General features: G+C 56.9%; 14 protein-coding genes. 1 reads left to right on the forward strand and 13 read right to left on the reverse strand.

What is annotated here, in order from left to right:
• Positions 1-10: 10 nt before the first annotated feature.
• The 13 genes from ACXPVS_RS11865 to ACXPVS_RS11925 all read right to left on the reverse strand — a co-directional run bounded on the left by ACXPVS_RS11865 (position 11) and on the right by ACXPVS_RS11925 (position 15,962).
• Positions 11-790, reverse strand: a complete 780-nt coding sequence (locus ACXPVS_RS11865) for a hypothetical protein (protein WP_458510094.1) — start codon at positions 788-790, stop codon at positions 11-13.
• Positions 783-1,634: a DUF4123 domain-containing protein gene (locus ACXPVS_RS11870; RefSeq protein ID WP_458510095.1), complete on the reverse strand. Its 852-nt coding sequence runs from the start codon at positions 1,632-1,634 to the stop codon at positions 783-785. Before ACXPVS_RS11870 ends, ACXPVS_RS11865 begins: the two co-directional genes overlap by 8 nt.
• The gene (locus ACXPVS_RS11875) at positions 1,631-3,703 is read right to left on the reverse strand and encodes a type VI secretion system Vgr family protein (protein WP_458510096.1); all 2,073 of its coding nucleotides are present in this window, start codon (positions 3,701-3,703) and stop codon (positions 1,631-1,633) included. Before ACXPVS_RS11875 ends, ACXPVS_RS11870 begins: the two co-directional genes overlap by 4 nt.
• 371 nt (positions 3,704-4,074) lie before the next feature.
• On the reverse strand, positions 4,075-5,019 hold the full coding sequence (locus ACXPVS_RS11880) for a carbohydrate kinase family protein (protein ID WP_458510097.1): 945 nt from the start codon (positions 5,017-5,019) through the stop codon (positions 4,075-4,077).
• A 13-nt stretch (positions 5,020-5,032) separates the two neighbouring features.
• Positions 5,033-6,529 carry a xylulokinase gene (gene xylB, locus ACXPVS_RS11885; protein WP_458510098.1) on the reverse strand — a complete coding sequence of 499 codons (1,497 nt, stop codon included), beginning with the start codon at positions 6,527-6,529 and terminating at the stop codon, positions 5,033-5,035.
• 85 nt (positions 6,530-6,614) lie between these two features.
• A complete protein-coding gene (locus tag ACXPVS_RS11890) occupies positions 6,615-8,087 on the reverse strand; it encodes a mannitol dehydrogenase family protein (protein ID WP_458510099.1) in 1,473 nt (490 codons plus the stop codon).
• A gap of 15 nt (positions 8,088-8,102) precedes the next feature.
• Positions 8,103-9,206, reverse strand: coding sequence for an ABC transporter ATP-binding protein (locus ACXPVS_RS11895; RefSeq protein WP_458510100.1), 1,104 nt, complete (start codon positions 9,204-9,206; stop codon positions 8,103-8,105).
• A 33-nt stretch (positions 9,207-9,239) separates the two neighbouring features.
• Positions 9,240-10,070: a carbohydrate ABC transporter permease gene (locus tag ACXPVS_RS11900; protein ID WP_458510101.1), complete on the reverse strand. Its 831-nt coding sequence runs from the start codon at positions 10,068-10,070 to the stop codon at positions 9,240-9,242.
• A gap of 10 nt (positions 10,071-10,080) precedes the next feature.
• Positions 10,081-10,980 (reverse strand): carbohydrate ABC transporter permease, encoded by a 900-nt coding sequence (locus ACXPVS_RS11905; protein ID WP_458510132.1) that lies wholly within the window; start codon positions 10,978-10,980, stop codon positions 10,081-10,083.
• A 107-nt stretch (positions 10,981-11,087) separates the two neighbouring features.
• Positions 11,088-12,398: an ABC transporter substrate-binding protein gene (locus ACXPVS_RS11910; RefSeq protein ID WP_458510102.1), complete on the reverse strand. Its 1,311-nt coding sequence runs from the start codon at positions 12,396-12,398 to the stop codon at positions 11,088-11,090.
• Between the two features lie 227 nt (positions 12,399-12,625).
• The gene (locus ACXPVS_RS11915) at positions 12,626-13,531 is read right to left on the reverse strand and encodes an AraC family transcriptional regulator (RefSeq protein ID WP_458510103.1); all 906 of its coding nucleotides are present in this window, start codon (positions 13,529-13,531) and stop codon (positions 12,626-12,628) included.
• A 124-nt stretch (positions 13,532-13,655) separates the two neighbouring features.
• The gene (locus ACXPVS_RS11920) at positions 13,656-14,519 is read right to left on the reverse strand and encodes a phospholipase (protein ID WP_458510104.1); all 864 of its coding nucleotides are present in this window, start codon (positions 14,517-14,519) and stop codon (positions 13,656-13,658) included.
• 147 nt (positions 14,520-14,666) lie between these two features.
• Positions 14,667-15,962 (reverse strand): glycosyltransferase, encoded by a 1,296-nt coding sequence (locus tag ACXPVS_RS11925; RefSeq protein WP_458510105.1) that lies wholly within the window; start codon positions 15,960-15,962, stop codon positions 14,667-14,669.
• Between the two features lie 318 nt (positions 15,963-16,280).
• On the opposite strand from ACXPVS_RS11925, the gene ACXPVS_RS11930 reads away from it, so the two are divergent.
• Positions 16,281-18,626, forward strand: a complete 2,346-nt coding sequence (locus tag ACXPVS_RS11930) for a hypothetical protein (protein WP_458510106.1) — start codon at positions 16,281-16,283, stop codon at positions 18,624-18,626.
• Position 18,627 lies beyond the last annotated feature (1 nt).

Here is an 18,627-nt window from a genome sequence, read left to right on the forward strand (position 1 = left end):
TTTATTTTCCTTATTCGGTGCAGTTGGGGTAGACGGTGCAATCACGTCCATCCGGCATTTTAAAGGGCTTGAAGTCGGTAGTATTGCCACTACAGAATGCATAAGGGCCTTCTAGGCTCTTACCCATGCAGCGTTTCCAGCCTTCCGGGAATTTGATCCATGTGTCACCCATGTATGGGGATTCTTCCTTCGAAAGTGAAAACTTCACCTTTACTGTCTTTCCCGAAAGTTGATCACGATTCACGACCCCTTGGGGCGCAGTGATAGTTTTACATTGCAAAATCTTGGAAATGTAGTTTTTCGGCCCGACTGTTCGGAACAACCATTGGCACTCTTTCTTAAATACTGTTGGATAGGTGGTTAATGAAGGGTTGGTGCTTCCATCCTGAAACGAAATTCCCGTGTAATCCCTACCTAAATTGAGCCGCGCAGCTCCGTACTTTGCGTCTACTTCATATCCGAAACTTTTTAGTACCAAAGGACAACCATCTTCCGTACTCGTCAGCGGAACTTCAAACTGCGCCGTTTGTGCACTATCACTCAGCTTCTGCTCAAAAAACTTCAGCCCCGGAGAGTTCCTGCCTTTCTTCGCAGGCACCGAACACATCTCGCCCGTACGAGGCACATAAGACGCTTCACCTTTAATTCTGAATCCCGGCGGCAGTTCCGTCAGTAACGTAAAACTGTCAGTAGGCCTGATGGCCGAACAGCCAGAAGCCGCCATCACACCCGCCACAGCAAAAAAACAAAGCACATGTCTAGCCCCGCCAAACGCCTCAACCTCACTCACGCTCTGACTTACCCAAGCTCGCATCAAACACCCGCTGACACCTTGCAAAATGTTGCTCTGGCGTCTCACCCGGCAATGGCTGCCAAGCCACGTCGTCCGCACATTTAGGATCAAGCCTCAGGCTAAGCATGAATTCCCGCTGTTCCGGCGTGTTCCATTGCCAGGTTTCGAGCAGGTCCATCTGTTCTTCCAGCCACTCGCGAACGTTGCGGGTTTCGGAGAGTTTGGCGGCGGCCTCGACGTGGTGCACCAGCAGCCAGCGCTTCAGGTTTTCGCGCAAGATGCTGCGTGTGCGGTCCGGCGAGTTTGGAATTCGCAACCACGGAGCTGGATTCGGCACTGGGTACATGCCGGGGCGGGCGTTATCGGCGCTTTTCCATTGTTCCTCGTCCCAATACAGCACGCTGCTGATCGGGCCCAATAACACTGGTCGCTCGGTCTCGCTCAGGTTGGCGAGGCAGCGGGCGATCACGCGGTTGTCCTGAAAACGGAACAACGAGCGCTCGCCGTCTTCGTCAATGACCATCCGCGCTCGCCAGTGTTGGATCAGGCCGTCGAGGTCGGCCTTGTCCATGCTGCCGATCCAGCCCCAGTTTCGCTGTGGGTCGTCTAGTAGTTTGCGGAAGGCGTCGGCGCTGGGGTTGGTCAGTTCGGTCAGCCATGGGCTGATGGGGGCGAACTCGGCGTACTGGGTGCCTCGATAGAGTTGCACCGAGCGCTGCATCAAGCCGGCGCTGTACAGCGAGGTGACCGGGTTCGGTTCGGCGAGGCTGTCGAGGGCGAGGATCAGGACTCGGTTGAGCCGGGTTTGTTCGCCGAGCCAGTTGTTCAGTGCGTCGCTCATGCTGCCGTCCCCAAATCACACTTGCCTTCACGGCAGGCTTCGCAGATCGGGCAGCGGATGTCGCCAGCCGCACGGGCGGCTTTGGCCATGGCCATTTGCACGGCGGCCGGGACGAGCAGGGCGCCTGCTTTATCCTGGGTGGCGGCCCATGGAATAACAGGAGGGAGAATCTGAATCCCCGTCCCCGCGCCGGGACCACCGCCGGAGTTAACTTTTACCTGCGCACCACTAATGGTCACGCCCCCCGCATCTACCTTGACGAAGCTCCCGCCAGCCTTGGCGGTCAGCTCCATCGCCGCCTCAACTACCACTATGTCGCCTGCGTGATAGTGAATCTCCTGGCCCGCCTCGACAAACTGCGCCGTCCCCACCTTCACATGTTGGGTCACGCCCACTGTCAGGTGATCATCCGCCCGCACTTCAGTCTTGCGATCCAAGTGGGTGATCCGATGCTCTTCAGCCTTGAACTCGCTGAACACATTGGCCTCAACCGTGTCATGCCGTTCGTTGCCGATGTGGATTTTCTGGTCATGCTCGATGTTTTCTTCCCAGTCACGCTGAGCGTGCAGGTAAATCTGTTCCGCGCCTTTTTTGTCTTCGATACGAAACTCGTTGTAACCCTTGCCGCCCGGCGAGCTGAGCGTCTTGAACGTGCTGCGGGTCTTGTTCGCCGGTAGGTCGTAGGGAACGACGCTTTCCTTGTGAAACAGGCAACCGGTGATCAGCGGCTGGTCGGGGTCACCTTCGAGGAAGGTGACTAGCACTTCCATGCCGACGCGTGGAATGGCGATGCCGCCGTAGGCGTTGCCGGCCCAGCCGGTGGCGACGCGCAGCCAGCAGCTGGTGTTGTCGTCGGCCTGGCCTTCGCGGTCCCAGTGGAACTGGACTTTGACGCGGCCGTACTCGTCGCAATGGATTTCTTCACCCGCAGGGCCGGTGACGATGGCGGTCTGGCTGCCGAGGACTTTAGGTTTCGGGTGTTCGAGGGCAGGGCGAAAGTGCGCGTCCCACGGGGTGGCGAGGAAGCGGTTGCGGTAGCCCTGGTGGAAATCGTCTTTGTTCTGGGTGACGTCGCTGGTGATGTTCTCGCCAAGCACTTGTGGCTGTTTACCTTCGTGAATCACTTCCAGCAGCAACCAGAGGTCGTTCCACTCGGCGCGCGGATGCTCGCTCAGGGCCAGGAAATGGCCGCTGACCAGCGTCGGCTCGTCGCCTTTGCCTTCGGCGAGTTGGTAGTCGCTGCGATGGCGTTCCAAGGCGCGGGTCGCCAGTTGTTTGCCGCGCGCACGGTTGGTGAAACGGCCGGGGTAGTCGTAGTCCTCCAAGTCCGGAGCAAAGGAGCTTTTGGCGGCGCCCTCGGGCAGGATACTTGGCTTTTCGAAATCGTAGTCGCGGCGGCTGACGCGGGTGGTGCGGGTTTCCAAGCTCAGGTTGAAACGCTTGATCACCGGCTTTTCGGCGGCCATGCCGGAGTCTTGTTGGTAGTTCACTGGCGCCAGTTTGCGGAACACCGTCTGGTCATCGCCGAACACCAGTTTGTGACCGCTGGCACTGTGCTGGAAGTGGAAGTGAATGCCTTCTTCTTCGCACAGGCGCTGGATGAAATGCAGGTCGGATTCATCGTACTGCACGCAGTAATCGCGTTCCGGGTAGATCGCACCAAGCTGGAAACTGTAGGCGTCAGCGAGGATGCCGCGCGCTTCGAGAACCTGCGCGATGATCTTCGGCACACTTAAATGCTGGAAGATTTGCTGGTCATGGTTGTGGCGCAGGTAGGCCAGTTGCGGGCAGAGGCTGATGCTGTAGCGGGTCAGGCTTTTACCGGAATCGCCTTGCTCGATGCGATAGACCAGGCCGTGGATGATGCCTTTGCCGGTCGCGCCGAAGGTCAGACAGCCAGGTTTGTACAGGATCTCTTCAAGTTTCAGGTCAGGGCGGGGACTGACCAGTTCGATGTCGAAACAGAACGGCTGGTTGAGGGCTTCACGGCCGACGAAGCTAAGTACCTGAAGGTCAACGGAAACGCCTTCCAGCGTCAGGGAAATATGGGTTGCATTCGCGTCCAGCATACCTTTAATTCCGTCCTTTGAATAAGCTGGTGCGGATGGTGCAGGATTAAAGCTCCTCGTTCAAGGCGCAAATGCCGTAGGCATGGATGCCCTGTGCTATCGGGAAAACCCCTAGATACACGGTTTCGGCCAATGAATGCGGGGATGTTTCGTCATCCGTACCTTGACATGGCAGCGTCACACCCTTGCGGCGACCGGGAATTGACAGTCATTTTCAGACTTTTGGAGTGGTGACCCTTAGATTGGCGGCGTGTGTTGCACCGCCATCGCGAGCAGGCTCGCTCCTACAGTGGATCGTTGTTGAGCACAAAACCTGTGTTCACTGATGATCCACTTTGGGAGCGAGCCTGCTCGCGATGAGGGCCTTACATTCAGCGCATTTCCAACTGCTGCCGATACGGCAAATCCGGCCCGGTCTTGCTGCAGGTCAGCGCCGCAGCCTGCACCGCAAATTTCAGTATCCCGTCGATCTGCTCGCGACTGAGCGATTGCACGCCCTCAACCGAGTCCAGCAGATGCTCGGTCAGCCAGGTAATCAACGCGGCCTGGAACGTATCGCCAGCGCCCACGGTGTCGGCGATTTTCACTGAGCTCGCCGGCACCGACCAAGCGCCATGCTTACGGCTGAACACCGTCGCCCCCTCGCCACCACGGGTCAGAAATACCAACTGACAGCGATGCTGCAGCCAACCTTCAATCACCCGTTGCGGGTCCTGCTCGGGGTACAACAGGCTCAGATCCTCATCACTGACTTTGATCAGGTCGGCCAGTTCAACCAAGGTGCCAATTCGCGAACGCCACAGGTCGATATTCGGCTCAGGATTGAGCCGCACGTTGGGATCAAGGCAGATCAAACGTTTACCGCTTTCCCGTTGCACCAATGCCAACAGCGTGTCGGCAATCGGTTGCACCACCAGCGAAAACGAACCGATGTGCAAGCCGCGCACTTCGGGGCCCAGTTCCGGCAGATGCTCGGTGTTCAGCTGACGATCCGCGCAGCCTTCACCCCGGAAGCTGTAATGCGGCGAACCATTGGCACCGACGGCCACCATCGCCAGGGTGGTAGGCGCAGCGAAATCCACCAGGTAATCCGGGCGCACGCCTTCATCCTGCAGGACCTGCTGCAAGCGTCGACCGAGATAGTCAGTCGACAACCCGGCAAAGAGTGCCGCGTCCACGCCCAAACGGCGCAAACCCACCGCAACGTTGAACGGCGAGCCGCCGGCAATCGCCTTGAAATTCACTTTTGAAGCCAGGCCGCTGGCGTCATCTTCACTGAAGAAATCGAACAGCGCTTCGCCACACACCAGGTACATAGTTATTCACTCTTTAAAGGGTTACGACATGCTGTTGATAGCGTTCGTAGGCGTGCTGACAGGCCGCCACATTGTCTGCGATCGGCAAGGTTTCGCTGGCCGGATCGAGCTTCACGCAACGCTCGCAAAGGTCCGCCAGGCTGTCTTCATGCCCGCTTTCCCAGGACTTGCACCACGCCGCCTGAATCGCAGCACCAAGGGCCGCGGCTTCGCTTTGATCGGTGCAGATGACTGGGGTGTTCATGATGTCGGCGACGATCTGTCGCCACACCGGGCTTTTTGAGCCGCCGCCGATCAGGCAGATGCGCAGGCTTTGTAAGCCATTCTGGCGCAGCAGGTCCAGCCCATAACGCAAACCGAAGGTCGTGCCTTCGACCACCGCGCGGCACAGGTTGGCCTGAGTCAGATTAGTCATCGTCAACCCCTGCACGCTGCCGGTGGCATGGGGCAGGGCGGGGACGCGTTCGCCGTTGAGGAACGGCAACATGCACACGCCTTCGGCACCGATGGGTGCTTGTGCGACGAGGTTGTTGAACTGTTCGATATCCAGTTCGAGCAACTCGCGAATCACCCCGGTCGCGTTGGTCAGGTTCATGGTACAGATCAGCGGCAGCCAGCCACCGCTAGAGGAGCAGAACGTGGCGACTGACGCGTCGGGACTGACTTTCGGCTGGTCGGCAAAGGCGTACACCGTCCCCGATGATCCGAGGCTCATGGTGATAGCGCCGGGCTTGATATTGCCGGTGCCAATGGCGCCCATCATGTTGTCGCCACCGCCGCTGGAGACCAGCGCCTGCGGGTTGATGCCCAGGTGTTCGGCGATGCTCGGCAGGATCGTGCCGACGGCTTGATGAGCGTCGATCAGCTCCGGCAGCGCGGCTTGCAGTCGCCCGGTGGCATCGATGTCGCGCAATAGTTGCAAATCCCATTGGCGGGTGCGCACGTTGAAGTACCCGGTGCCCGAGGCGTCGCCGTACTCACTGCAACTGCGGCCGGTGAGCCAATAGTTGAGGTAGTCGTGGGGCAGCAGAATGCGCGCAATGCGAGCAAAAATCTGCGGATGTTGTTCTTTGGTCCAGAGCAGTTTGGAGACGGTGTAGCCCGGCGCGATCACAACGCCGAGGCGTTCCAGCGAGCCATTTTCACCACCCAGATGAGCAAGCAGGCGGTCGTTTTCCGGGGTGGATTCGGTGTCACACCAGAGTTTGGCCGGACGGAGCACTTGGCCCTGATCGTCGAGCAGCACCAGCCCGTGTTGCTGGCCAGAAACGCCGATACCGAGGATGTCCTGGCCATCGACCTTTGCCGCGAGCAATGCGCGGTGGGTGGCAAGCGCGAAGGCCTCCAGCCATTGGGCGGTGTCTTGCTCGCGGTGGCCATTGGCGCCACTGATCAGGCTGTGCGCGGCGGCACCCTGACCTAACACTTGACCGTTGACGGCGTCGAGGATGATAGCTTTGGTGCCTTGGGTGCCGCAGTCGATGCCCAGGAATAGTTGTTGGTTTGCCATGGAAGATCCTTGGTGTGTCAGGTCGATCTCGGTGAAGCCATTCGCGAGCCGTCTCGCGAAGACGGAGTCAGAATCACCGCCGTGCTTAAGCCAGCACCCGCTCCAAGGTCCGCGACACGCCCACTTCCCGCAAGCTGTTACAGCACCACTCAAATGCCGCCACAAACTCGGCGGAGTGCGGGATCGCCGTACCAAAAATCTCCTCAACCGCCAGCAACCGCTGCGTGATCAACGCATCATCCGTCACCAGCGCCTGACAGAACGCCGCCCGCGGATCAGCAATGCTGTAGGTATCGCCATTTTCGTCCACACCCTTCAAATACAGCGCCCAAGCGGCGATCACCAACGCCGCCCGTTTCGTCTCCTGCCCATCAGCAATCAATCGATTGATCGTCGGCACCGTGAACTTCGGAAACTTCGACGAACCGTCCGAACACACGCGCTCCAGCTGATCGGCAATCGCCTGGTTGGAGAAACGCGCCTCCAGGGTGTTTTTGTACTCCGTCAGGTCAATCCCCGGCACGGGTGAGAGTTGCGGCGTGACGTCCAGGTCCATGTAGGCACGCATGTAGCGCGCGAACAGTGGGTCGTTCATGGTTTCGTGAACGAAGCGGTAACCCTTCAAAAACCCCAGATAAGTGAGTGCGAGGTGACTGCCGTTGAGCAGCTTGATCTTCATCTCTTCATAAGGCGTGACGTCGTCAGTGAACTGCACGCCGACCTTTTCCCAAGCCGGCCGACCGTTGACAAACTTGTCTTCCAGCACCCACTGAACAAACGGTTCGCAGACCACCGGCCAGGCATCGTCGATGCCGTGTTTATCGTGCAGTTGCAGCTTGTGTTCGGTGCTGGTCATGGGCGTGATGCGGTCGACCATCGCGTTGGGGAAACTCACGTGGGTGGCGATCCAGTCCCCTAGTTCGACATCGCGCAGGGCGGCGAACGCCAGTAACGCTTTGCGGGTGACCGCGCCGTTGTGCGGCAGGTTATCGCAGGACATCAAGGTAAATGCCGGCGTGCCGGCTGCACGACGTTTGGCCAGCGCGGCGCAGAGAAAACCGAACACGGTTTTCGGTGCGTTCGGGTGTGCCAGGTCGTGCTGGATTTGCGGCAGCTGGGCCATGAACTCGCCGTTGCTGTCGTCGATGCAGTAGCCGCCTTCGGTAATGGTCAGCGAAACGATACGGATCTCGGGGCTGGCGAGTTTGTCGATCAGCGTTTGTGCGCCGTCTTCGGCCAAAAGCATGTCGCGAATCGCGCCGATCACCCGAACGTCGGTGTCGTCGGTATCGCCCTGCTCAAACAGGGTGAAGAGGTAATCCTGCTCTTTGAGATCGTCCCGGGCGCGACGGTCCTCGGCGCGCAGGCCGACGCCGCAAATGGCCCAGTCCAGACCTTCGCCGGTATTGATCAATGCATCGGTGTAATACGCCTGATGCGCCCGATGGAAACCGCCGACTCCGATGTGCACGATGCCTTGGCGGGTGTCGCTCAGGGTATAGGCGGGCAGGGCAACCTCAGGGGCGAGGCGATTGAGGTTCTGTTTATTGAGTTTCATCAAAAGGTCTCGAATTCAGGCTGCGGCGCGCAACGGGCGGGTCAGCGCCACGCCGTCGGCATCGAATAAATGGCAGTGCTCGGCATCCAGGTGCAGGCTTAGCGACTCGCCGTAACGGCTGGCCAGGTCGCCGCGAACTCGCATGGTCAGCGCTTCGCCGGACGCGGTCACCACGTGGCAGAAGGTGTCGCTGCCCAGGCGTTCACTGACATCGGCCGTGACCTGCAAGGTGCAGTCGCCGTTTTGCGCAAGATTCAGATGTTCCGGGCGAATGCCCAGGGTGATCGCGCCACCGATGCTCAGGTTGGCACCGCTCAACGGCAACGCGATGCGGGTGCCGGCGTCCAGCAGCACTTCGCAGCTCTGGCTTTCGACGCGGGTGACTTTGCCCTTGAGGAAGCCCATTTTCGGCGTGCCCAGGAACCCCGCGACAAACAGGTTGGCCGGCTGGTGATAGAGGTCCAGGGGCGAGCCGACTTGTTCGATTTTGCCGCCATTGAGTACGACCACTTTGTCGGCCATCGTCATGGCTTCGACTTGGTCGTGGGTTACGTAGATCATCGTGGCTTGCAGTTCTTTGTGCAGTCGCAACAGTTCCAGGCGCATCTGCACCCGAAGGGCGGCGTCGAGGTTGGACAGCGGCTCGTCGAACAGGAAGATCTTCGGATTGCGCACGATGGCCCGGCCGATGGCCACGCGCTGACGCTGACCGCCGGACAACTGTTTCGGTTTACGGTCCAGCATCGGCCCGAGTTCGAGGATGCGTGCCGCTTCGCCAACTTTGTTCTCGACTTCGGCTTTCGGTACACCGGCCAGGTCGAGGGCAAACGACATGTTTTTGCGCACGCTCATGTGCGGGTACAGGGCGTAGGTCTGGAATACCATTGCCAGGTCGCGCTTGGCGGGGCTGACTTCGGTGATGTCGCGGCCATCAAGCTCGATGGTGCCGCCGCTGACTTCTTCCAGGCCGGCAATCAGGCGCAGCAGGGTGGATTTGCCGCAGCCCGACGGCCCGACGAACACCACGAATTCCTTGTCGCTCACTTCCAGGTCGATGCCTTTGATGATGGAAAAACCTTCAAAGCCTTTTTGCAGATTCTTGATTTTCAGGTTGGCCATGGTGGCGCTCCTTTTGTGCTTATTCTTTGAGGGCTATTTCACGGCGCCGAACGACAGGCCGCGAACCAATTGTTTTTGGCTGATCCAGCCAAAGATCAGGATCGGCGCGCAGGCCAGCGTCGACACCGCCGACAACTTGGCCCAGAACAGGCCTTCGGGGCTTGAGTACGACGCGATCAACGCAGTCAGTGGCGCAGCTTTTGATGAAGTCAGGTTCAAGGACCAGAACGCCTCGTTCCAGCACAGGATCAGCGACAGCAACACCGTGGACGCCAGGCCGCCCTTGGCGATCGGCAGCAGCACCCGGAGCATTTCCTGCCACAGCGTGGCGCCGTCGAGACGCGCAGCTTCGAGGATGTCCTTGGGGATGTCTTTGAAGTAGGTGTAAATCATCCAGACCACGATCGGCAGGTTGATCAGCGTGTAGATCACGATCAGTGCGATCCGCGTGTCCAGCAGGCCGAAACTCTTGGCCAGCAGGTAGATCGGCATCAACACGCCCACCGGCGGCAGCATCTTGGTAGAGAGCATCCACAGCAACGTGCCTTTGGTGCGCTTGGTTTCGTAGAACGCCATCGAGTAGGCCGCCGGCACTGCGATCAGTAGGCACAGAGCGGTAGCGCTGAACGAAATCACCACCGAGTTCCAGGCGAAGCTGAAGTAATCGCTGCGCTCGTTGATGTGCAGGTAGTTCTCCAGCGTCGGCGTGAAGATGAACTGCGGCGGTGTGGCGAAGGCATCGATTTCGGTTTTGAAACTGGTCATCACCATCCAGAAGATCGGGAAGAAGATCAGGATCGCGATGGCCCAGGCCAGGGTGCCGAGCAGCAGGCTTTGCAGGCGGCGGGATTGTTGAAGGGTCATGGCGCAGGCCTCAGGCTTTGTCTGTCAGGTTTTTGCCGATCATGCGCACCAGCACGATGGCCGCGATGTTGGCGATCACCACCGCGATCAAGCCACCGGCGGACGCCATGCCGACGTCGAACTGCACCAGCGCCTGGTTGTAGATCAGGTAGGCGAGGTTGGTCGAGGCATAGCCAGGGCCACCGTTGGTGGTGGTGAAGATTTCGGCAAATACCGAGAGTAGGAAGATGGTTTCGATCATCACCACCACCGCAATCGGTCGTGCCAGGTGCGGCAAGGTCAGGTGCCAGAAAATCGCGATCGGCCCGGCACCGTCGAGGCGTGCGGCTTCCTTCTGCTCCTGGTCTAGGGACTGCATGGCAGTCATCAGGATCAGGATCGCGAACGGCAGCCATTGCCACGACACAATGATGATGATCGACAGCAGCGGGTAGTGCGCCAGCCAGTCCACCGGTTGTGCACCGAACAGTTTCCAGACGTAGGCGAGAATCCCCGAGACGGGATGGAAAATCAGGTTCTTCCAGATCAGTGCACCAACGGTGGGCATGATGAAAAACGGCGAGATCAGCATCACCCGCACGATGCCGCGACCGAGAAACTCACTGGCCTCCAGCAGCGCACTGATCAGCACCCCGAACACCACGCTGATCAGCAGCACGCTGCCGACCAGCAACAAGGTATTGGTGGCGCCGGGCAGGAAACCCGAGTCACTGAGGAAGTAGCTGAAGTTCTCAAGCCCCACGAATTGGTTCTCGCCGGGGTACAGCAGGTTGTAGCGGATCAGCGAGAAGTAAGCGGTCATGCCCAGCGGCACGATCATCCACAGCAGTAACAACGCCACCGAGGGGCTGACCAGGAACCAGCCGGGATTGGCCAACCGGCTTTTACGCACGGGTTGGGGTATGTCCATGTGAACGTTGGTAGTTGAAATATTCATGGCGATAGAACCGATTGAGAACAGACAGATGAAGTTCAACTGTGGGAGCGACGGTACGGCGATCCCACGGGGGCTGCGGGTTACTTGGGATAACCGGCGCGCTTCATTTCACGTTCGGTCGTTTGCTGGGCCGCCGTCAGTGCCTGGTCGACCGTGGTCTGGCCGATCAGCGCTGCCGAAAACAGCTTGCCGACCTGGGTACCCACGGCCTGGAATTCAGGAATGGTCACCAACTGGATGCCGATATACGGCACGGGCTTGAGGGTCGGATGGCTCGGGTCCGCGGCTTTCAGCGATTCAAGGGTCACCTTGGCGAACGGCGCCGCCTTAATGTACTCATCGCTATACGTCGAAGCGCGGGTACCTGGCGGTACATTGGCAATGCCGTCTTTCTCGGCAACCAACGCCCCATACTCTTTGGACGTTGCCCAGGCGCTAAAGGTTTTCGCCGCGTCCTTGGCCTTGGAGCTGGTAGGAATCGCCAGTGCCCAGGAATACAACCAGGCCGAACCTTTGTCGGTGGTTTCATGCGGTGCGTAGGTGAAGCCGACATGATCGCTGACCTTGCTTTGGGTCTTGTCGGTGACAAACGAACCGGCAACGCTGGCATCGACCCAGATCGCACACTTGCCGCTGTTGAATAGCGCCAGGTTTTCGTTAAAGCCGTTGCTCGTGGCCCCCGGCGGGCCAGATTTTTTCATGGTGTCGACATAGAAGTTCAGCGCGTTCTTCCACTCGGGGCCGGTAAACTCCGGCTTCCACTGCTCATCGAACCAGCGCGCACCATACGCATTGGCGACGGTGGTGATCAGTGCCATGTTCTCGCCCCAACCGGCCTTGCCGCGCAGGCAAATGCCGTACTGTTCTTTATCCTTATCGGTGAGTTTGCTGGCGAACTCACCGATCTGGGTCCAGGTTGGGTGCTCGGGCATGGTCAGCCCGGCTTCCTTGAACAGATCGGTACGGTAATAGGTGATGGAGCTTTCGGCGTAGAAGGGCAAGGCATAGAGCGAACCCTTGACCGACAGGCCTTCACGCACCGATGGGAAAACGTCGTCGAGAGCATAACTGGCCGGCAAGTCCTTCATCGGCTCCAGCCAACCTTTGGCGCCCCAAAGTGCGGCTTCGTACATGCCGATGGTCAACACATCGAACTGCCCGCCTTGGGTGGCGATGTCGGTGGTCAGGCGTTGGCGCAGGACATTTTCCTCCAGCACCACCCAATTGAGCTTGATGTCCGGATGTTCAGCCTCAAAGGTTTTCGAGAGCTTTTGCATGCGGATCATGTCGCTGTTGTTGACCGTGGCGATGGTCAGGTCCTGGGCGCCGAAGCTGACACTGCTGAGGGTCATGCAGGTGAGGGCAAGCAGAGTTTTTACAGAAGGTTGCATCGTGCACTCCTTTTCTGCACCCGGCGGGTACAGACGGACAGTTATTGTTTTTGTGTCTTCCTGCGGAGGGAAGAATGTGCACTGATTACAGCCTTCAATTGATGACGTGACAAATCATCCGTCGCACTTCAATCGATACTATTTTGCACTGCTGTTTGGAGAGAGAGGTAAAGAGTATGGCTTTTCAGCGGTTGTGACCTATGGAATGCGTATAGGTTTTCAGGCGTTTAACCCAGATTTTGCTCAGTCAACCGCTGCACCGCCAATCGCCGGTAGTGCGATGGCGTCATGCCCTTGAGTTGCTGAAAACGCCGATTGAAGTTGGAAATATTGTTGAAGCCCGACTCGAAACACACGTCGGTTACTGGCTTGTTGCCATCGGCCAGCAGCTCGCAGGATTTGCTGATGCGCAGGCGATTGACGAACTCGATGAAGCAGCGGCCAGTGGCTTGCTTGAACACTCGGCTGAAATAAGTCGGCTTCATACCCAAGTGCTCGGCGACTTCCTCCAGCGGCAGTTCACGGGCGTAATGCGCAAAGATGTAATCCACCGCCCGGTTGGTGCGATCGATATTGTGCTCGTCGGCCAATTGCGGCGTCGTGGCCCCGGACAGCAGCTGATAGTCGTCAGACGTCGCCAGCAACTCCAACAGAATAAAAAAGTGCCCGAGGCGCGTCACGCCTTTGGTGTCGGCGATTCGCTGCATCAAGGTCATGGCCTGGCGGATGGTGCGCTTGCAGCGAAACTCGATACCGTACTGGGCGCGTTCCAACAGCGGCGCCAGCGCCTTGAGCTCGGCAAACACCAAGTGGCCGCTGTCGAACAACTCGTCCGTGAAATTGACCAGCATGTCGCGTTTGGGCACCACTTCGTCTTCGGCCACCTGGCTGATCCAGTTGTGGGGTAGGTTGGGGCCGGTAAGGAACAGCGATTCCGGATAGAAATTACCGATGTAGTCACCGATGAACACTTTGCCGGAGCTGGCGACGATCAGGTGCAGCTCGTATTCCTTGTGAAAATGCCAGCGCACCAACGGGCACGGAAAACCGTGCTGACGATAGATGATGGACAACCCGTTGTGGTCGTCCATCAGTTCGTAGGAGGGGTCTGTCACGCGGGCTGTTCGGGTCATGTCAGGACGCTTTTTTTGTTATCGCTGTCGAATCATGCCTCTTTTGGCGCCTTCTGTGCCAGCCGGTCACGACTTTCGCTTGGGCAGCTTCCCTTAATCCGCTTTCATGCTGGCGCGCAAATCACTAATTCCGCTTGCTCGCTTTGGTCAGGCTTACAATTCGGCAATAAGACACAATGTTTGACTCTTCAATAAAATCGACATTGATGATATTGCACTTTGACGCCCAGTCGCTTTTCTTCGGGTCGAACCAGGAATTAAGCGTGTCATGAATATCAACGGGGCCACCGAGAGCGCTGTAACTGGTGGCGGAAAGCGACCACGGCGCCCAGGTGCCCGGAGGGTTTTTTAACACGTTAATAATGTGCTTTTCCAAGTTCGCGGCACTGGTAATACCGCTGCCAGACCATTTGTGCTCGATTTGCTCGTGAAATACGTCCTGATCAAGTGCTCTGTGCCATGGGGCGGCGACTAAAATTCTTTGTATAGTGCTGATTTGTTTGAGTTGACGAAGACTCAAAGACCGGTTTTTGGTGGGGATTATGCGACGACCCAGAAAGAGCATCAACATGCTGTTGAAGTCAGCGAAATCAAACTGATCCCCCTTCAGTTCATGAACGTCCAGGATGATGAATTCGTTGGGGTTCTCCTGAAGAAATTGTTCCACGTCGGTTACAAGGTGCCCTAAGGTACGACCGTTGCGGTAACCGTTGTGATGAATGCAGAACTTCCCGAGCCCCTGCGCGCCACCGTCATACATTAAACGAATATCGAGTGCTCGAGAGCCATGGCTCAGTTGAGCATAAAACGATTTGTGCTGACAGGCGAGCCAGTGGGCACCTGGAATCAGCGGCCAGGATGCTTTCCAGTCGCTGCCTGCGTTGTGGGTGCCTGGTAACGTCAATTCGCAGAGCGACAACGTATCAATTGCCGGAGTAGCGGCCATCCAGTTGTTAAGGGCGTAACTATTTTGAACAACACTGTCCATTTAATGCATCCTTGCATTGGTTTATTAGAGGCGGCGTTCCGCCGAGCTTAACTAATCACGTTGAAGCTCGGCGGGTTATTTATAGGGATGGTATTAAGGCTGGTCAATAATCGTGATAATGCAAGATGTTTGTTGGTTGCGTAAGTGCTATAGCGGGTTTCGGTTCTTTGCCTCAATCCATTGCGCCATGTATTGCGTGCTTTTGTGATGGTGATGGCGCAGCATGCCTCCCGTAAAATTATCACTTCTAAGTTGCGCAAGGTGTTGTTGGCCGTGCACCAGCTTTTCGATCAATGCGGGGCCATGTTCAGACTGTCGATAACGATCAGCCAGTAATGTCTGACCCTGGGACTGGGCGTCTGCCCAACGTGCTTCATCCTGGTAGAGCTGAACCGCGAAATCGGCGAACGCCTGTGCTGTGCAGGTCACTGCACCGGGCCAAGGGTGTCCGCCATGCATCGCTTCGGCGCCGATTGGCGTTGTGATCGTCGGCGTGCCACACAACATGGCGTCAACAATCTTGCCTTTGATTCCGGCGCCGAAGCGTAGGGGGGCCAGACAAATCCGTGCGCCAGACATAACTTTTAACGCATCTTGCGCCCAGTTCAATACGTGAAAACCCTGGCCGGGGTTGTGCAACGCAGTCGCTTTGGGCGGTGTGTAAGCACCGTAAATGTGCAATTGAGCCTTTGGCAGTTGTTCGCGGATCAGCGGCCAGATAGTGGTTTTCATCCAGAGCACCGCATCCCAGTTGGGCGCATGACGGAAGTTGCCGATGCTGAGAAAGTGCGCTCGGTCTTCAAAGGAAACCGGTGGCACGCTCGGTAGATCGACCATCAGCGGGCACCAGTGCAGCAAGTAGCGTGGCAGCTTGAATTGCTCGACCAGCAACTCGATCTCTACTTCGGAAACCATCAGATTCAAGTCGCAACGATAAATCGCTGCGATTTCCCGTTTGGCCAGATCGGTCTTGGCCATGAACTCAAACTCTTCTCGTAACGCCGGGGCGAACAAATCGTTGAAGTCATTGGCGTCGTCACTGGCCTTCAAGCGCTCCTTCAGGCGTTGATGGCGGGCATCACGCAGGCTTTGCAGGTCCGAGGTTTCAAGCACGCGCAAGGCATTGGGGCAGTGTTGTTCAACTCGCCAGCCGAACTGTTCTTCCATCATGAACCGATCGAACAGAACGATATCCGGGGCTAGTTCGCTGATGAACGTGTCGAAACTGCTGTTGTTCAATTCGATCAGGACTTCGCGAATGCCCAGCTCCGTGAGGTCTGCCCGGTGTTCACCGTTGCCAGCCGGGCTACTGAACGTAATGTCCCAACCTTGCTGCAAGAAGGTCTCGAGTATTTGCATCATGTGCCCACCGGCCGCTGAAGAGCGGGGCTCGGGCCAGACGTAACCAATGACCAGGACTTTGGTTGCGTGGGGCTGACTCATGAGAGGCGTTCCTTGAAAAGAGCAGAGGGTTAAAGGTAAGCAGGATGAGATTAAACCACAGTCGACTGCACAGTTTTTCATCCCGTTAGCATGACGATGTTTTCTGAGCCTGACCCATTTGTAATGGGACAGATGTCGGCGCGTTACCGCGCGCGAGATTGTTTCGATTCGCCTTAAGTAATTGGCATGCCTGGCAATGATTAATAACAACTAATAGGTTCTACGTTTGTACTGGGTTGTATACGGTGCAATCTCTATTTTGTGAGATGAAAGTATGAATAGCTCTTTCCTCTCGATTGTTGGCATGGAGTGCTAGTAATGATGAGTTCTGTCAGTATCGATGAAAACATGGAAGACGAATATTCGTTGCTGTGGTTGCTGGATCCGCTAGACGAGTTTGCGCAGATCGAACCTGTGCCACACCTGGCCAGAACGATGACCGTTAAGGGGCCAGCGCCGGATGAAGAAGTCTTCGAGGATGTAAATATAAAGGCGTTGAGCAATAAAATACTCGAAGGATGTGTAAGTGCTACCGATCCAGCAAATTTCGATCCTGGCTACTTTATTCGGCGCCGTATTGAAGAGACAGTGCTTAACGGTGTATCGGACCCAGCGCTTCGTTCATTGATGACGTACGATGCGAAAATTCGGGTTGAATATATTGAATCTGCACCGGCTAAGCGTAGCGACTGGCTGAGCGCCGAAAAACAACCGGCTGACTGGAGGGGGAGAACCTTTACGCTGGCGGAAATCTGCACAGATTACCATCATCGCGTCCTGAAGGATAAAGGTTACAAGGCAGTAAGATGGCCGTCGCATTATCCTTCCGCGCTCGTTAAAACCTTTACCGATGCGGACTATCAAACCGACTTCCGGCAGCACGTCGCTGATAATCTGCAACATCCGGCAGCACACGCTTTTGGAAGCCTGATTAAAAAAACCGCACTCAACAAACTCGTGGTTAACTACATCCAGAGTGATAAAAACGCCATGGAAAATCGGATTATTGCCTTTGAGTACCTCAAAGGCATCATTCCGCCACGGACGCTGAACTTGCACAGCGATCCGGACCTGGCGGTTGATAATGCGGTTTTTATTGGGCGCAGTAATCTTGATCGAGGGATTTTGTTCTTTCTTGGTGCGCAGGACTACGCAATAGAATTTCCCGCAGGACATGACGAGCGAGGCCGCTTTTTAGAAAAAAACGCGCGGCTGCAGAAATTATTGTTAACGCGGGTCCCGTTGAGTGCGCAACAGAAGCCTTATGTTCGGGACTTCAACTACCGAGGGAAGGAGTTCCCGCTTTTCGCAACGCGCCCCAATTATCGGGAAGTTGTATTCAAGTCCAGTTCAGACATCGGCAAAGACCTCTTCGATCGACAGATCAAACGGGCGTTCGCAGATATCGATACATTGGTCTCGACACACTCTGAGCGCATGAGCGATATAGCCCTGGAGGCAGCCGGCTATCTGCTGCAGTGCGTGGCGTTCGCTGTTTCGCTGCCTTACGGTGGAACCGGTGCATTGGCGTCTGCGCCGATCAGGATGTTGATTCCTTTCCTTCTGGGTCTGGGGGCTTCTGCAACTGATCTGATTCGAGCCGAGCTGTCGGACGACCCAGCAGAGGCTGACCGTTTGAGGATCAGTGCCGCGATCGGTGCTTTGGCTGAGCTGGCTGGGCCGATTGCCGAGAAACTCCTCGGTAAAGCGCTGTCTATCGCCGCGAAGAAAAGAATCAGCCAAAGAGTGCTCGAGGCGCTCAACCGCTCAAATAGACCCTCATTGGTACGCAGTCCCGCAGGCAGTATCAGCCATCAACTGGCAAGCACTACCGGCAAAGAAATACCAGGGGCAGGGAAGGGGCCGGTTGTCGCCGGTTATCTATCGGAGTTGGCAGGCGGCCCTAATGTGGCTCAGAGCCTCGCGACGGATTCGCATGTGATCCGGCTTTCGGCGCCGGAAAAAGGTTACGTTTATCAAGGGTTCGTGTTCCGTGGCGACATGCGTGACCCATCGGTTCTCTTCGAAAAGGGCTTCACGCAGCGGACCCCGATCAAGGACATCAATCAGGTCAATGGCTTCAAGGGCGGTTATGGAGGTGCCCATGACGCGCTGGACCTTGACGGTGCCGGTATATCGACTTCAGCGTTCTACAAGAAAGACGGTGCCGGTGCATTTGTGTATGGCGGTCAAAAAGGCGGGTTTACCTATTTTATTGATGCTCGCCAGTTAGAGGGGTTTCATTTGTATGCCAATACTGAACTGGCGTTCCGTCCCAATTCCGGGTTGAAACAGCTACCCCCGCTGGAGATCAACTTCGCGGTCGATCTGCCACCCGCGTTGATTCTCGGCGCCTATGACCCCACAGGGAGGTTCATTCCCAATCCGAAAGCCATCGAACGGGCAATTAAAGCGAGCGGTGTCAGTCCGCTGGATGGTTTTGGACGAGATACAGGGAAGAAAATCGGTCAAGGGGGAGACGTTGTTTCAGAGTTGGCCGGTGTGGACTTTGGCAATGAAGGCGTGGCTGAGATCGAAACATCGTCCCCTGCGCCAGACACCACTACGACCACCTCACAACCGACTACTGCAAAAGTCGACATCAATGACATTATTGCTTTCAGGGAGCGGCAGGAAGCCAAACGTAAACGTCAGAATTCTTGAG

The organism is Pseudomonas sp. Ma2-10, from assembly GCF_054330215.1.

Bases quoted from the DNA above. Each gene is read 5' to 3' on its own strand.
- ACXPVS_RS11870 (WP_458510095.1), bottom strand. From the start codon at position 1,634: ATGAGCGACGCACTGAACAACTGGCTCGGCGAACAAACCCGGCTCAAC.
- ACXPVS_RS11875 (WP_458510096.1), bottom strand. From the start codon at position 3,703: ATGCTGGACGCGAATGCAACCCATATTTCCCTGACGCTGGAAGGCGTT.
- ACXPVS_RS11880 (WP_458510097.1), bottom strand. From the start codon at position 5,019: ATGTACCTGGTGTGTGGCGAAGCGCTGTTCGATTTCTTCAGTGAAGAT.
- xylB (WP_458510098.1), bottom strand. From the start codon at position 6,529: ATGGCAAACCAACAACTATTCCTGGGCATCGACTGCGGCACCCAAGGC.
- ACXPVS_RS11890 (WP_458510099.1), bottom strand. From the start codon at position 8,087: ATGAAACTCAATAAACAGAACCTCAATCGCCTCGCCCCTGAGGTTGCC.
- ACXPVS_RS11895 (WP_458510100.1), bottom strand. From the start codon at position 9,206: ATGGCCAACCTGAAAATCAAGAATCTGCAAAAAGGCTTTGAAGGTTTT.
- ACXPVS_RS11900 (WP_458510101.1), bottom strand. From the start codon at position 10,070: ATGACCCTTCAACAATCCCGCCGCCTGCAAAGCCTGCTGCTCGGCACC.
- ACXPVS_RS11905 (WP_458510132.1), bottom strand. From the start codon at position 10,980: ATGGACATACCCCAACCCGTGCGTAAAAGCCGGTTGGCCAATCCCGGC.
- ACXPVS_RS11910 (WP_458510102.1), bottom strand. From the start codon at position 12,398: ATGCAACCTTCTGTAAAAACTCTGCTTGCCCTCACCTGCATGACCCTC.
- ACXPVS_RS11915 (WP_458510103.1), bottom strand. From the start codon at position 13,531: ATGACCCGAACAGCCCGCGTGACAGACCCCTCCTACGAACTGATGGAC.
- ACXPVS_RS11920 (WP_458510104.1), bottom strand. From the start codon at position 14,519: ATGGACAGTGTTGTTCAAAATAGTTACGCCCTTAACAACTGGATGGCC.
- ACXPVS_RS11925 (WP_458510105.1), bottom strand. From the start codon at position 15,962: ATGAGTCAGCCCCACGCAACCAAAGTCCTGGTCATTGGTTACGTCTGG.
- ACXPVS_RS11930 (WP_458510106.1), top strand. From the start codon at position 16,281: ATGATGAGTTCTGTCAGTATCGATGAAAACATGGAAGACGAATATTCG.